At 60.5% G+C, this 14,360-nt stretch carries 10 protein-coding genes; 2 read left to right on the top strand and 8 right to left on the bottom strand.

All coding sequences use genetic code 11. From position 1 onward, the window contains the following. Positions 1-81: 81 nt before the first annotated feature. Complete coding sequence (locus C9I57_RS10345; RefSeq protein WP_107150516.1) at positions 82-1,317, bottom strand: acyltransferase family protein; 1,236 nt, start codon at positions 1,315-1,317, stop codon at positions 82-84. A gap of 415 nt (positions 1,318-1,732) precedes the next feature. Between C9I57_RS10345 and C9I57_RS10340 the strand changes: the two genes are divergently transcribed. Together C9I57_RS10340 and C9I57_RS10335 are read left to right on the top strand one after the other, a co-directional pair. Continuing rightward, entirely contained in the window at positions 1,733-3,274 is a 1,542-nt protein-coding gene (locus tag C9I57_RS10340) for a hypothetical protein (protein WP_107150515.1), read from the top strand. Between the two features lie 97 nt (positions 3,275-3,371). Next, positions 3,372-4,574 (top strand): glycosyltransferase, encoded by a 1,203-nt coding sequence (locus tag C9I57_RS10335; protein WP_107150514.1) that lies wholly within the window; start codon positions 3,372-3,374, stop codon positions 4,572-4,574. Here C9I57_RS10335 and C9I57_RS10330 read toward each other — a convergent pair. The 7 genes from C9I57_RS10330 to C9I57_RS10295 form a co-directional block, all read right to left on the bottom strand. Further along, positions 4,571-5,608: a T6SS immunity protein Tli4 family protein gene (locus tag C9I57_RS10330; RefSeq protein ID WP_107150513.1), complete on the bottom strand. Its 1,038-nt coding sequence runs from the start codon at positions 5,606-5,608 to the stop codon at positions 4,571-4,573. The genes C9I57_RS10335 and C9I57_RS10330 overlap by 4 nt on opposite strands. A 1-nt stretch (position 5,609) precedes the next feature. Next, entirely contained in the window at positions 5,610-6,641 is a 1,032-nt protein-coding gene (locus C9I57_RS10325) for a T6SS immunity protein Tli4 family protein (RefSeq protein WP_258187579.1), read from the bottom strand. 47 nt (positions 6,642-6,688) lie between these two features. After that, entirely contained in the window at positions 6,689-6,958 is a 270-nt protein-coding gene (locus C9I57_RS10320) for a PAAR domain-containing protein (protein WP_107150511.1), read from the bottom strand. 297 nt (positions 6,959-7,255) lie between these two features. After that, positions 7,256-8,311, bottom strand: a complete 1,056-nt coding sequence (locus tag C9I57_RS10310) for a DUF6708 domain-containing protein (protein ID WP_181321790.1) — start codon at positions 8,309-8,311, stop codon at positions 7,256-7,258. A 3-nt stretch (positions 8,312-8,314) separates the two neighbouring features. After that, complete coding sequence (locus C9I57_RS10305; protein ID WP_107150509.1) at positions 8,315-10,897, bottom strand: T6SS effector BTH_I2691 family protein; 2,583 nt, start codon at positions 10,895-10,897, stop codon at positions 8,315-8,317. A 21-nt stretch (positions 10,898-10,918) separates the two neighbouring features. Continuing rightward, positions 10,919-11,776: a DUF4123 domain-containing protein gene (locus C9I57_RS10300; RefSeq protein WP_258187577.1), complete on the bottom strand. Its 858-nt coding sequence runs from the start codon at positions 11,774-11,776 to the stop codon at positions 10,919-10,921. Positions 11,777-11,815: 39 nt separating this feature from the next. Next, positions 11,816-14,305: a type VI secretion system Vgr family protein gene (locus C9I57_RS10295; RefSeq protein ID WP_107150507.1), complete on the bottom strand. Its 2,490-nt coding sequence runs from the start codon at positions 14,303-14,305 to the stop codon at positions 11,816-11,818. Positions 14,306-14,360: the final 55 nt, after the last annotated feature.

Genomic DNA, 14,360 nt, shown 5'->3' with positions numbered 1-14,360 from the left:
AGGGCCCCGCCGCTCGCTTGGCCGTGGCTGAGCGCAGGGGCTATCTCTTCCTCAACGACCGCTTCTTCATTCACAACTCGTTCACAGCGTCTGCCCACCGACGATAGGAGGACGTGCGTTCTCGCCGGCAGCCCCCGAAGCAGTCGCTTCGTCTTCCGCGGGTTTCGGCACGATCGGCACAGGCGCCGTCGTCACACCATCGTTGCCCACGAGTGCGCGAGGCGCCGGGAACAGCGCGTTGCGAATCTTGAGGAACGGGAACTCGATGAGACGCGTCGTCGCCCAACCCGTCCCGATCGCGATCGTCGTCTGCAGGGTCAGCGCGGCGGCCCAGATGACGAGCTTCGGCAAGCCCAGCGCTGTCGCCTTCGCAATCAGGATGTCGGCTGGCGTGAAGGCGATGGAGTGCCACAGATAGATGCCGTACGAGTAGACGCCCACCCACGCCACCGCGCGGAAAAGCCAGTTGCGCGCGAGCGTGCCCGAATGCTCGAGCATCAGGACGATGAGCGCGACATAGCCGAACGCCTGAATCGTATAGCCGATACTCTCGTCGAGCGGAATGTGCTTCGTTGCGAAGGCGAGCCATCCCATGAGGAAAGTGACGATCGCAAGCAGCCAGCCCTTGCGGCTCGCGAGCTTCCGATAGAGATCGGGCTTCATCCAATAGACCGCCGCGAGCATCACGCCGGCGAGCAGGCTGTCGATGCGGTACTGCGTATAGAAGAACGCCTGGTCGATCCCGCCGCCGGCCACCTCGATCGAGCGCGCGATGAGCACCAGCACGCAGATGAAGCCGAGCACCCCCAGGATCGCGTTCGCGCGCAGACGCCAGCGTGCGAACAGGAACAGCAGGGCCGGCAGCAACAGATAGAAATGCTCTTCGACCGAAAGGCTCCAGGTCTGCTTGATCGACGTGCCGAGATAGTTCTGCAGATGCAGGGAGTTTTGCCAGAGAAACGTGCTCGTCGGATGGTGGTGCGCGATGACGTGAAACGCGATCAGGACGTAGTAGGCGGGCCAGATCTTGAAGATCCGGCGGACGATGAAAGTCCAGGCGTCGATCCTGCCCGTATCGGCATACTGGCGCAACAGCAGCCCGCCGACGAGAAAGCCGCTCAACGTGAAGAACAGGTTGACGCCCTCACGACCGAAATGCGTGAACGGATATTCGATGATCGGGACAAGCCGAATGCCGGTATCGACGTAATGGAAGTGATACCCCATTACCGCGATGATTGCGATGCCGCGTAGGAAGTCCAGTTCGATCGTCCGATTTCGCACGATCGTCTTGGCTCCCCCGAACAGATTATTCATGGTATCTGGCCCCTTCTTGTTACGAGCAAATGCCCAGGGTCTGTGAGCAAGCGAGTAGAGACAGCGTCTCCGGTGCTCATTGCGATGCCGCTCACCGCCCGCGGGCGGCACGCGTGAAGCACGCCTCGTCGTTGCTGCGATCTTCCGATGCGCCGCCCGCGTGCGTCCGCCAATTTCGCTGCGAACGCCGACAACGCAACAACCTTGCTCGTTAATTGCGTGACCCTAAGAGGGCGAGCGTGCCGCGGCGCAGCATTCTGTCTGTCCGAGTCCGCCGAACGATAGTGCGGAGCCGCCATCAGGCGAATGACGGGTGGTGTGGGGCGCTATAGTCGGCTGGAAAAACCGGTCCTTGCAGCTCCGAGGAAACCCACCACGGACCGTCTCGCCCATGCAACGAAAGGGAACCGATCCGATGGCAGCCGTGCCTTATCACCCGACGCTTGCCGGTAATCGTGCAACGCGCAACAACTTGTACGCCAGTCTGTGGATTTGGCTCTTCATCTGCCCGCTCGCGATGGATTACAAAGCCGTCAGCGACGCATCGAGCCATCTCGCGCAGATCCTGCTCGCCGTCCCGACACTGTTTGCGGGTGCGATGCTCATGCTCATCGCGCCCCGTTTCGCCGAGCACTCGCGCCTGCGGGCGTTCGTTTCTTTTTCGCTCGTGCTTGCCGTGCCGGCAAGCATCATCACGCAACTCGTGAAAGGGAACGACTTCGGCCAATACCTGCGCGTGTTGCTGCCGTTCGTGCTGTTCCAGCTCGGCTTCATCGTCGCCTGCCGGCCGTGGCAGGAAGCGCGCATCGAGCAATTCGAAAAAGCGATCTTCTGGGCCAACGTCATCAGCCTCGCCTTCACGTTCGTCTATGGCATTGCGACGGGCGGCCCGCTCGCCGATGTGCGTTATCGGATCGTGTCCGCCACGTTTCTCGGATTGCAAGGCGTGCTGCTGCACGAGTTCGTCATCGCCAAGCGGTTCACCGTGTTGACGCTCGGCATTTTCATGATGACCGTCGTCATCGAGCTCTTGAGCGTGACGCGCAGCTTGCTCGTCGGTACGGCGCTGCTGTTCGTGCTCGCCATCTGGATGAGCGCGCCCTCGATCCAATATGTCGTGCGCGCGATGTTGCGTGCCACCTTTGCATCGATCCTGCTCGGGGCCATGGCAATCGGCGCGATGTCGTTCTTCCCGAACGTCGCCCAGCACTGGACGGAGCGCCTTTTCTATGCCGAGAAGGACACGACGACGGGCAAAGACCCGACGACGATCACCCGTCTCGCCGAGATGAAGTTCCAGTACGACGAGGTGACGTCGACGACGCTATCGAAGCTGATCGGCGAGGGGTATGGGCACGACTATCGCTATTCGCCCGCCTACCTGCCGGACCTCAGAGGCCAGATGAGCAAGACGGACTTCTACGCGCAGCATGACTGGGCGGCGGGGCACAACTTCTGGGTCTATCAGTTCTTCGCGGGCGGGCTGTTGTTTGGAATCGCGATGCCGGTCGCCATTCTTTATTCGCTGATGCGCGCGTTGATCACTTACCGGCGATGGCGCGCGGCCGTCCCCAATGCGCCCTATCTGCCCGTGCTCGGTCGCGCGATCCTGCTCACGGCCGCGTTGCCGGCGACATCGATCGGCGGCAATCCGCTCGGTCCGCGCTTCTCCGGTCTTATCTTCGGCCTCTCGCTTGGGCTGATGGTCGCCATGCACGTTCAGCTTCGGCGACTCGGCGTGCGGATGCGCCCCGCGCCGGTACCGCCGCAGCCGATCGGCGGCGGCAGCGACGATGGCCCGGGTGGAGTCGGTCCGTCGATGCCCGGCGACTATGCGCCGCGGCTCGAGCCGCGCCTCGTTGCGCCGCCGCGCATGCGTCCTGCGCCGGCGCCTGGCGCCGCGCGTCCGCCCGCGGATGCGGTCGCCGATGACGACGAGCGTACTGAGCCGAGCTGAGCCGAGTTGAGCCGATTGAAAACTACCTCTACGCTCCCTGCGTTTACTGCCCTCGACGGGGCGCTCAGCACGCTCGGGGCTACCCACGCGTACTGAAATGAGAATTCTGCACCTGACAGCCACGCTGGACCCGCGAGCGGGCGGCCCCGCCGAGGGCGTACGGCAAAGCGCGCTAGCGCTCGCGGCGCTTGGACATCGCGTCGAGACTGCTTCGCTCGATGCGCCCGATGCGCCATTTCTCGCCGCGTTTCGCGCGGATTTCCCGCTGCCCGTTGCGGCGCTGGGCCCTGGGCAAGGAAAGTATGGGCGCACGCCGCATGTGGTGCCATGGTTGCGCGAGCACGGACCGCGCTTCGATGCCGTCATCGTGAACGGCCTTTGGCAATATCACAGCTTTTCCGCGTGGCAGGCGTTGCGCGGGCTCGGTGTGCGTTATTACGTGTTTCCGCACGGCATGCTCGATCCGTGGTTCAAGCGCACGTATCCGCTCAAGCATCTGAAGAAGTGGCTTTATTGGCCGTGGGCCGAATACCGAGTGCTGCGCGACGCGCAGGCCGTTCTATTCACGACTGAGGAAGAGCGTGTTCTCGCGCGGCGGTCGTTCTGGCTCTACCGCGCACGCGAGCAGGTGGTCTCGTATGGCACAGGGAAACCCCCTGCCGATATGGCGCGGCATCTTGAAGCGTTTCGCGCGGCGTATCCGGAGCTGGTGGGCAAGCGCATTCTGCTGTTCCTCGGGCGCATTCATCCGAAGAAGGGCTGCGATCTGCTGGTTCAGGCGTTTGCCGCGATCGCGCGCGACGTGCCTGAGGCGCATCTGGTTTTTGCCGGTCCGGGCGAGGATCAGGTCATGGCGGAGTTGCGCGCTGTCGCGGCGCGCGAAGGTGTCGATGAACGGGTCACGTGGACGGGGATGCTCGAAGGCGATCTCAAGTGGGGAGCTTTCCGGGCAAGCGACGCGTTTGCGCTGCCGTCGCATCAGGAGAACTTCGGGATTGCCGTCGTGGAGGCGCTTGCTTGCGGTCTGCCTGTGTTGATCTCGGATAAGGTCAATATCTGGCGTGAGGTGGCCGCCGATGGTGCTGGGTTGGTTGCGCCTGATACCGCGGAGGGCGCTACGCGCAATTTGCGGCGCTGGTTCGCGCTCGATGAAGCCGAGCGCGCGAAGATGCGTGCGAGAGCCGAGGCGACGTTTCGGACGCGGTTTACTGTCGATGCGCATACGCAGCAGCTGCTCGCCGTGCTCGAAGGCGATGCGGTGCATAACCCGTATTCCGTTGGGCATCCGTCGATGATTTAGTGCTTGACGGGCGAGTCCTGAATTTCGGGGGCCTTCGCGGCAGTCACTGATCTCAACCGAACGGAGTTGGCTACGGCGTCGAAGAGCGCAATCGCTTGCTCATCGGTAAGCAGCGGGCGCGTCGGAACGCCGTTCTCTTGCGTCATTCCGCTTTCCAGCTCGACCGTAATGGTGGGCTTGAGCCCGTTGCTAACTTCCGTACCATCGGCCTCCCATCGGAACTGATGCAGGCGATAGCCACCGTCCGTAGGAAGGGTCGACAAAATCTCTTCGCCCGCGCGCCCGTTGATCGTGCGCGGTCCGCGCCGCAATAGCCGAATCTGACTCACCAGATTCCTGAAGGCGTCCGGCGCCTCACCGCTATCGACACGCTGGAGCAAGGAAGGCTGACCGAGTTTGGTGACGGTCATCGTTTCGATGGACACGAGGACTCCAGGCCATTGAGCAAACTTGAAACTGATCGCCGCATCCTCGAACTGCGATGTCCTGCCATCGTTGGCGATAAAACCGGCTTTCAGGCAGTAGCCGGGTTCGGTGGGAATCTCCTGTGCGTGACGTGCGCGAAGGCTTGGAAACACGTCCGTTTTTACGATAGTAATTATCTGCTCATACCTCTCGTCAAGCGTGTCCTCTTGGGCAAGCTCAAACGCCTGACCGTCAATCCATTTGTGAGCCTCGAAGCCCACCGAAGGCCCCATCAGGAGCTGTTGCTGAAGCTCGAAGATCCACGTCGTGGGTGCAGCACGTAACACGCCTTTCAGCTTATAGCCATCCTTCTGTTTACCCGCCCGCAGTTCTTCTTCTCGATGTGCCATCTGTCGTTGAAACCCGACTTCGTCCACTACTGCAGATGATTCTATACGCCCGTACTTGTAGTCGTACGACTGCCCGTTGATTTCTGCGTCAGCCGGAACGTCAACCAGATATCGGCCGATGCAATAGGTTTTCGTGTCGCTCATATAAGGCTCTTTCGCGTGGCAAGTCAGGGTAATGAAACTGGCGCACAGCACCATCAACGTTTTGGCAACGGACATTTCACCCCTCGCACCGGGGAAGCTCGGCGACAGTCGCCGAGGTACTCACCGGCCTCAACCGAACAGAGTTGGCTACAGCATCGAAGAGCGCAATAGCTTGCTCATCCGTAAGCAGCGGGCGCGTCGGAACGCCGTTCTCTTGCGTCATTCCGCTTTCCAGCTCGACCGTAATGGTGGGCTTGAGCCCGTTGCCGATTTCAGTACCATCGGCCTCCCACTGAAATTGATGCAAGCGATAGCCAGCGTCCGTTGGAAGGGTCGACAGAATTTCTTCGCCCGCGCGGCCATTAACCGTGCGTTGTCCGCGCCGCAATATCCTAATTTGGCTCACTAGGTTCTTGAAAGCCGCTGGCAGGCCGCCGCCATCGATGCGCTGGAGCAAGGAAGGTTGCCCGAGTTTGGTGAGCGTCATCGTTTCGACGGACACCAGGACCCCGGGCCATTGAGCAAACTTGAAACTGATTGCTGCGTCCTCGAATTGCGAGGTCGTGCCGTCGTTTGCAACGAAACCATCTTTCAGGCAGAAGCCGGGTGCCGTCGGAATGCTGTCCGAGGGGCGAGCGTGAACGTTGGGCAACAGGTTCGTTTGCAGTTCGGCAAGTACATGCCCAAGAGTCGCTGGTTCGTATCCTGTCTCTTCCATTGAGAAGCTCGTCCCATGCTCCCAAACATGGGTCTCAAACCCAGAAGACGGGCCAAGGAGCAGTTTCTGATAGAGGTCAAAAACCCAGATCGAGGACGATGGGCGCCGGACGTTTGTGAGTTGAAAGCCGTCCTTTTGCTTGCCCGCCCTGAGCTCAGCCTCTCGGGCCTCCATCTTCTCCTGGAAACCCTGCGCCGTTTCCGCGGATTGATCCGTTTCAATCCGACCGAACCGATATTCGTAGGATTGTCCATTAATTTGCGCATCAGCAGGCACATCAACGAGATACCGGCCGATGCAGTAGGTCTTGGTTTCGCTCATTAAAGGCTCTTTCGCATAACAGACCGGGATGAGCAGACTGGCGCAAAGCGCCATGGCGAAACGCATCATTCTCATATTCCTTGGAGGCCGGCGGTTTCAAGCGCCACGGGTTTCGCTTACACGCCTGACTGCAACGACGAAATCAGTCGCGCACCACATTCGGTGGGATCGTTATCATAAGCAACGGCTCGTCCATCGTGAGTCCGTTTGCTGTTCTCCGGCAGAATTCTGAAGTTGCCCTGACACTTCGGGCACCACGTCAGGTCATCCTGCAGCGCCACGGGGATACCCAATGCCTTGATGTCGTCGCACGCCGTGATCACTTCACCGCCGTGCGTTGTCTTGTCATGAAGGCGGACTACGCCGCGGCCGTTTTCGTCTTTCATCGATCGATTCCATTCACTTGCCGACAAGGTCCTTCGGCGGATCGTCCATCACCCAGAGCTTCGCGCGCCGCTTGCCGTAAAGCCGAACGTGTACATCGAAAAGTTCGTGCCACCGTCCCGTAGGTCAGGCCCCAGCGGGCTATCGATATCCAGCGGCCTATCGATATCCAGCGACCTATCGATAGACAGGCGGCTTGGCAGAGCCCACTCCGGGATGGGTTCGCCCACCTGACGCGGGATCGTGGATTCATCCATATATCCAGCTAGCTGCACAAGAAGCCCGATAAGCTACTGCGCTCACGCTTCAGCGAAACCTCTCGGCGGTCGATCTAGCAGCCATAAGTCGGCATTGGCAGCGCCGTCTGGCTCCCCTTGCCAGTTGTCGACCTTGCCCTTCGGATCATCCGGATATTCGCCACGGCGCTGGGCGAGCACTGTTTGCCCCCACCCCACCGGTGTGCCTTCGCACGGTTCCGCGTAGGGATCATCACGCTCGATGGTGCTAATACGTTCAATTGCGTCCGGCCAGATCGGATCGCGGCAGGTCGCGTTCGCGATGATGCGCATCACCGTGAACACTAGGATCAACGGCATCATGATGATGCGGTACAGGACCGGCGCCCGTAGGCCGACGCCGTACAGCGAGAAGAGAAATGATTCGCGCGGGGTCTCTTTTTCCGTATGGAACAACATCGGTTTGGGCAAGGCCGCCGGGCCGTTATTCATGTAGTGGCACCAGTAATTCCACTGCGCGAGCAGCAGCTTCACCTCGGCCTCGCTCATCCATTCGCGACCGATCGAGAATACGCGCACGACGCGGTCACGCTCGTCGAGCGTGTAGTGCCGGATATGAAATACCTTGCCGAAGGTCGTGATTTCCCGGTGCAGGCAGAAGATGGAGTCTTTGGTCCAGGGCACATCCCACACGACATCGCCTTCGCCGGGCTTGGCAAAGAAGCGACGTTTGCGGATCGCGTATAGTTTGCGTTCGCCGCGATGGAAGCGGATCGGGCGTCGGCGCAAATCCAAAAAAAGGCCGCGACCCAGTTTCCATGTTAGCCCCGCAAACCAAGCAGCAATAATGAACGCCATGCAGTTCGTTATGACGTCGCCCGGGTCGTACATATATGGCCCTATGCCTATTGCCGAAAACGCCATCGCCGCCGCCGCAACAAACCATTGCTTCTCAAGAAAAGAGGGATCGATCACATCCATGTAGACCGAATTCATTCGGAAGGTCGCTCCCGTCTCCTGGATGTCGGGTCCTACCGGTCGATCAATCGGCAGGCGATGCGCAATGTCCCACTCAGGCACTGGCTTGCCGACACAGTTCTTCATTAAGCGTTCGTCCACGTGCTAATCTCCTGCGGCTGAGTTGAATGCTTTCAGTTCGGCATCAAGCGAAGTGTAATGCTCAACCGTGCTAAATTTGCAGCGTGAGATCCAATCTTTCATTTGTGATGCTTTCAACTCGGCGATACCGATGCTCACAATAATTGAAAGTACGAAAACCGGCCAGAATCCCGGAACTACGCCAGTAACAGACACGATCGCAACATATGCGCCGAGCGCACCGTTTACGTAATAGAGCCGCTCTAACCACTTGTCACCAGCCTGTTTCGCCTCTGGGGCATTCTTGAACAAATCCGTCCATGCGAGCGCTGCCCCTGCAAAGGCACCAATTGCGCGCCCACCGTAAATTCCTACCTGCGCAAATCGCTCTGCGCCTGCCCACTGCCTGAGGATAAACGACGAAAGCGGGTGCGGATGCTTGCTGGCCGCTTCCACAGCCGAAAATGCCGTCTCAACGACATTTCCGAAGATGGAAGTAACGCACGCAAAGAACTTCTTCCGGTTCTCGTCATTACTGAACTGATCGCTACCCAGCCAGTCCTTCGTCGCAAAACTAAGCGTGAACATCTGAATGACCGCAGTCGCGACGCCAAGGTTGAAGTCCGTCGATGCCGCGGAGCCAAACCACTTTTTCATCGTCTCGACCCCAGGCACCTTGACGCCCTTGATCGCACCTTCTTCGATCTTGCCAGTACGCTGCAACGTATCGGTATCGAGTTGCAGTAGCACGATGTCGGCGTCCGCACCCGCCGTCTTCAGCGCTTGCTTGGCTACTTGTGTGGCCGCTTGCCGCTGTTCACCACGGCTTGCTTGGAGGTCGATACCGTGCGCTCGCGTCTCATCCATTATCCAGTTGCGGACCTGGGCCTTGCTAACCGCCGACGGCTTGATCGTCACGCCTGCCTGCAAATGCAGACGGATGATCAAGAGACTCCAGCCAGCGCCGTGTGCCCCGTTCGCCAGCGTCGATACAAGGACATTCGCCGTGGTCAGCATTAACCGGTCGCGCAGCGGGACATCGCCGTGAGAGTCCTCGAACCTTTTGATCGCCCCCTTGTAGATGTTCATAAACGCTTCGTACTGAACGTCCGATCCGTGTATCTGCGCATCGGCGGCCTTCATCAGGTCGTCCTGGCTGAACAGTAATGCGCGCGCAAACAAGTTGCGAGTATCCGATAGGCGCGGCAATGCCAGCCAGTCGTTCAACAGTTTCATGCAAGGGTCGGTGCCCGCGCCAGCGCCGATCGCCTGCGCCACCGATTCACTGTACGCGTAGCCGCTACGGATATCTTTGCGGTCAGTGACACCTGTCAGCCAGTCTTTCAGCAAATCCGAATTCAGCCAAGCCACATGTGCATGCACGAGTGCTTCCCAGGTTGGCCGGAACTCGTCGAGCTTTTTCTGATATTCGATTGGGAAGTCCTTGATTGAGTTTTCGTCGAGCACACTGACCCGGCGGCCCTGCGCATCAATCTTCGTCGAAGCGTCTTGCCACGCTTTTTCCGCTGCTGCATCTTGGGTAGCGGCGATGTGGTTCATCTTCTTCTCGTCGTCCTTTGCCGCTTGCTCGATACTACCGCTCTTGAACGCACCCGCGATGACCCTGAAAAAACCCAGCATGTCGGGCACAGGCTCGCCGACACCCGCAGCGGCGTTCGCAACGTTGGCGTCCGCGATAATCTTGGAAACACCGTACGATAGCCCAGTGGTTTCGCGCGCACGCGCGCGAATGCCTGCCTCGGCTCGCTTCAGCAGTTGCAGGCTCGTCGCCTTCCAAAATGTTTGCTCATCCAACCCGTTGTACGCGCTCGGCACCGTGAGCTCTGCCAGGTCGTTGGTTAGTCCCACCGGATCGCTAACCGCAACGATGAAGCCCTTCTTGTTCGGCGTTTGCGCCATCGCCTGGCCGATCTGGTCGGCGACATTGCGCTGCTGGCGTTCCGCTCGTGTCGGCGTGTTGCTAAACTCGAACGCCTCCTTTAGAGCACGATCGTCCATCGAAAAGTGCGCGACATCGCGCCGGTGAGCCTCAAATTCGCCCGTATGCTCCGCGCCGCCCTTTAGCATCGAGTTGATGTCGATGCATTGCATATGCAGCTTGCGCCACTGCGGGCCGCGCTCCGCGCTGCTCGCGTTTTCGACGAGCGTCTTCGTCCACGCGACATTCGACCAGCCAATCCACAGGTTGGTCGCTTCATCGACGCCCGGCGTATGTTCGACGTCCACGCAGCGGCCCAACGACATGAACTTCAAATCGCCTGCGAACACGCAGCCGTTGGCGGCTTGCGCCACCAAATCTTCCGGAGGCGGCCGCATGCCCGGGACAAAGCTCCACATCAGCCCATTGGGAAGCACCATGTAGGCGCGCAACCGCTCGCGCTTCTCGTCGTACGTGTAGAGGTAGCCTGCGCGCAGCGCACGTAATGTGTATTTGGCAGTGGCGACCGACCCGGGAGCGCGACTGTCGATCTTGAAGTTCCCCGATAATGCAGGCGCTTTTGCGGCACCGCATGGACATGCCACTGCATACCGTACGGGGTACAGCAACAGCGATTTCCGATCACAAAGGGAGCAGCTTGCAGACACAGTTTTTTATTCCTTCAGGTTTTACGCGACGCGGGCCGTTGTCCCCGCTGCTCGGAAATCGTCGAGAGTGAGCTGCGCCTTGACGTCGCGCCAGGCTACCTCGCCTCTAACAAGTGCTGACCAGACCTCCACCACTGCGGGATGCTGTTCGAGCGCTTGGCCGTATCGCAGGCAATGCCATGCGTAGTCGATAAGTGCGTCTGCATTGCGCAGCCAGCCGCGCCGGGCCACTTCGGAGAAAATGCGATCTAGTTCCGCTGGCAGGCGCACCGCTTCTTCCACGGACATCACCGATAATCGCGCGACCACGCTCGCCGCAATCTCACTGCAGTTGATGCGCGGCCACTGATCCGGCCTCGGCCACGCCGGCACATGCCCGTCCATGTCGTCCGCGAGCGTCCCGGGACCGCTAACCCGCCAGTGATGTCCCGCCCATGCAAACTGCCAGTCCGTCACTGGACCAAGCACCGCCGTGCGCTGTGTTGGATCAAGGACGGCGAGCGCCAGGCTCAATACGCGCGGATCGTAGTAGCGCCAGAAGACGGGCCTGCCGTCTTCACCTGGACCGACGAGGTAGCGTGCGATATGGCCGGCCAGTTCGTCGACATCACCTTCGCTGTCGAGCCACGCGCAGATCACAGGTGGCCGGTGCGCTGTGGCCTCACCGCGCCAGATATCGCTCACCCATTCCTGCTGATCAGGCTCGAGCGATGTCAAATCGACAAGCCGCGGCATCAGCTCTTCGCGATGCGTCAGCGCACGCGGCGTGCACGGATGCATAGCAAGCGTCTGCAAGATGGGCTCATAGCTCATCGTCGCCGGTTCGATAAGCAAAAAGCCGTGCGTGAGCGGTAGCGACGGCTCGGGTGTAACTTGCATCGGCGGGAGTTTGCTCATATGTACACGACCGTGCCGAAGTTACGTAAGAGCAACGGACGCTGCGCCACTCTGCGCCGCTCCGCTCGACAGCGAGGAGCAGAGGTCCGCGCCCGGGAAACTCGCGGGTATGCTCTGGGGCCCCATCGTGCCGTGATTGCCGGCATGCACGATGTGCTCGCCCGGCGTGAAGCCCTTGATGCCGTCCGCGCTGATCACGAGTTCGCTGTTACCCGCGTGCAGGCGGATGCCCTGCTTCGCCGTGAGGTTGATCCAGTCCGTCGTGCTGATGATCGACACGACCTTCTTCGCCAACAGTTCGAGGTCGTCGTTTTGCGCTTGTACCTGGACCTTGCCGCTCGCGGCGATGAGCTTCATACCCATTCGATGCGCGAAGACTGAGAACTTCTCCGAGACGCTGGCAAGCAGCGACTTGCCCGTGGCAAGCGAGACGTTCTCGCCAGAAGTGATGGCGACGTGCTGACCACCCGTGACATGCGCCGTCGCCGGGGTAGTGATCGCCGTCCCCGCAGCGCCCGCGAGCAGCAAATGCGCTTCGTCGAGCTCGGGAAACGAGCCGTCGCTAGTCACGCCGCCAGTGCCCTTGATCCCATTGACCTGCGACTGCAACGCATCAGCGACACACGTCTGGTCGGCCCCACTGTCTTGTGCCTGATGCTGTTGCGCAAGCTTGCCAAGCTGTTCTTGCAGCTTGCCGGCCTTCGCGAGCCGAGATGCGGGCTCGCTCACGTCGGAGATATGTGCCTTCCCGAGCGGCCGTACTTCGGTGCTCACGAGCATACCCTTGCCCGAGCGGATCGCGCCAACCGCATCAGTACGCAACTCGAAGCCCTCACCTCGCGCATCCTGGCGCCCCCACCAGTTCTCGATGCGTGTGATGCAGCCCAGCGAGAGCTGACTGGCCGCATGATCGCTGCGTAGCTGCGTCTGAATTGCATTCACCGTGTCGTCGAACAGCAAATGATTGCTGCGGCCCGATGCGGCATTACCCGCATCGCCGTTCAGCTCGCGGCTGCGGATACCGGTGAGCGCGCGCTGCTGCGGCAGTTGCCAAGCAGCGAGGTTCTTCGCGTTCATCACGCGTCCCGTGATCACGGGACGGTCGGGATTGCCGTCGAGCCATTGCACGATGACTTCCGAGCCAATGCGAGGCAGCGCAACCATCCCTTGGCTACCGCCGGCCCACGCACTCGACACGCGCACCCACGTGGTGTTCGTCCCTTCCCGATCCCACTGAAAGCGCACCAGGCAGCGCCCGTGTTCATCCGTATAGAGGCTCTCGCCCGGTGGGCCCACGACAGTTGCCGTCTGCGGCGCGAGAATCCTCGTGTCGACGCTGCTATAGCCGCGCGGTGGCCGCCACGGCGTGCTCCGGCTGACGCAGGTGAATTCGTTGCGATACGTCGCGGCGGCGCCCGTCCCCTGCAAGTAGTTGTTCGTCGCAACGTGGCGAACCGAGACAATCAGAAACTCGCTGTCTTGCCGCGCGCCGTTCAGTGACGAGCCATAGTGGTCGATCAGCCGAAACCAGCGGCCGGGCATGAGGAAGCGGCTGTTACCCGCGCCGGCGAACTGCCGGGCGCCAGCGGCAATTGCGTCAATCCGGCGCGCAGCCTGTCGCGCACCGTCGCGCGAATCGCGATAGCCGTACGCCCCCGCGTACTCGTACCACTCGAGCTTCGGCCCCCGGCCGTTCCAGCCGTCGATCTGCGCATCGGCTACGCCCGAAACCGTGCCCGGGTTGATCCCCGGGTTCTTGAAGTCGGCCCGCGTCAGCGCCGTATGCGTGGACGTCACCCGCTGAATCGGCGACCACGACGCAATGCCGTCCGCCTCGAGCGATCCCGCCTCGCTCTGAAACTGGATGGCGGGCGTCTCGCCATCGATCGCGGGCACAACTCGCGTCGGGTCCGCCACGATGAGTTGATGAGAGTCGGCCGCATGCTCGTACCAGTACGTCAGGCCCGCGTGCTCCCAGCGCCGATGCAAGTAGTTGTGATCGTCTTCATCGAACTGGCACGCCATCGTCATGGGCGGATCCGCCTCGCGCACCCGCCAATCCCAGACGGGCAGCGCGCCGTAATCCTGGAACAAGGTGGCCGTTTGACCACGCAAACCCATGTCGCGCAACACGCGGTTGTTCTTGCGGTATTTCAGGTAGCGCAGCCATGGCCCGACTTGCGCCTCGTAGAACGCAATGCCGCCATCGGTTTTGACGCGCAGGAACGCGAATATGTACCCGCTGAAATACCGCACGCTGCCGTCATTGCGTAACAATTCGACAGAAATCAATCTTCCCGTGAAATCGTTAACGTCGAGCTGCGCACTATCGGACAGTATCTCGACGGCAAATTTGAAATCGCGGGATAAGAACTCATTTCCCTCCAAGCGATTGACGACCAAAACATCGTGGGGCGCGTCGCCTTTCGGAAATTTCAGCTTGAGCAACCGGTTGTGCTGAAGCCCGGAGGCAAGGGTCCGCAGATCACGCGCGGAAAGACGTGTATCCATCGTAGTGCTGACAAGTGCGATCGCGCGATTCTACTGAAGAAATTGCACGACCAAA

The organism is Trinickia symbiotica (assembly GCF_003028655.1).
In the GTDB taxonomy this organism is placed as follows: Bacteria; Pseudomonadota; Gammaproteobacteria; order Burkholderiales; family Burkholderiaceae; genus Trinickia; species Trinickia symbiotica_A.
This window is presented reverse-complemented; position numbering and strand designations above follow the sequence as displayed.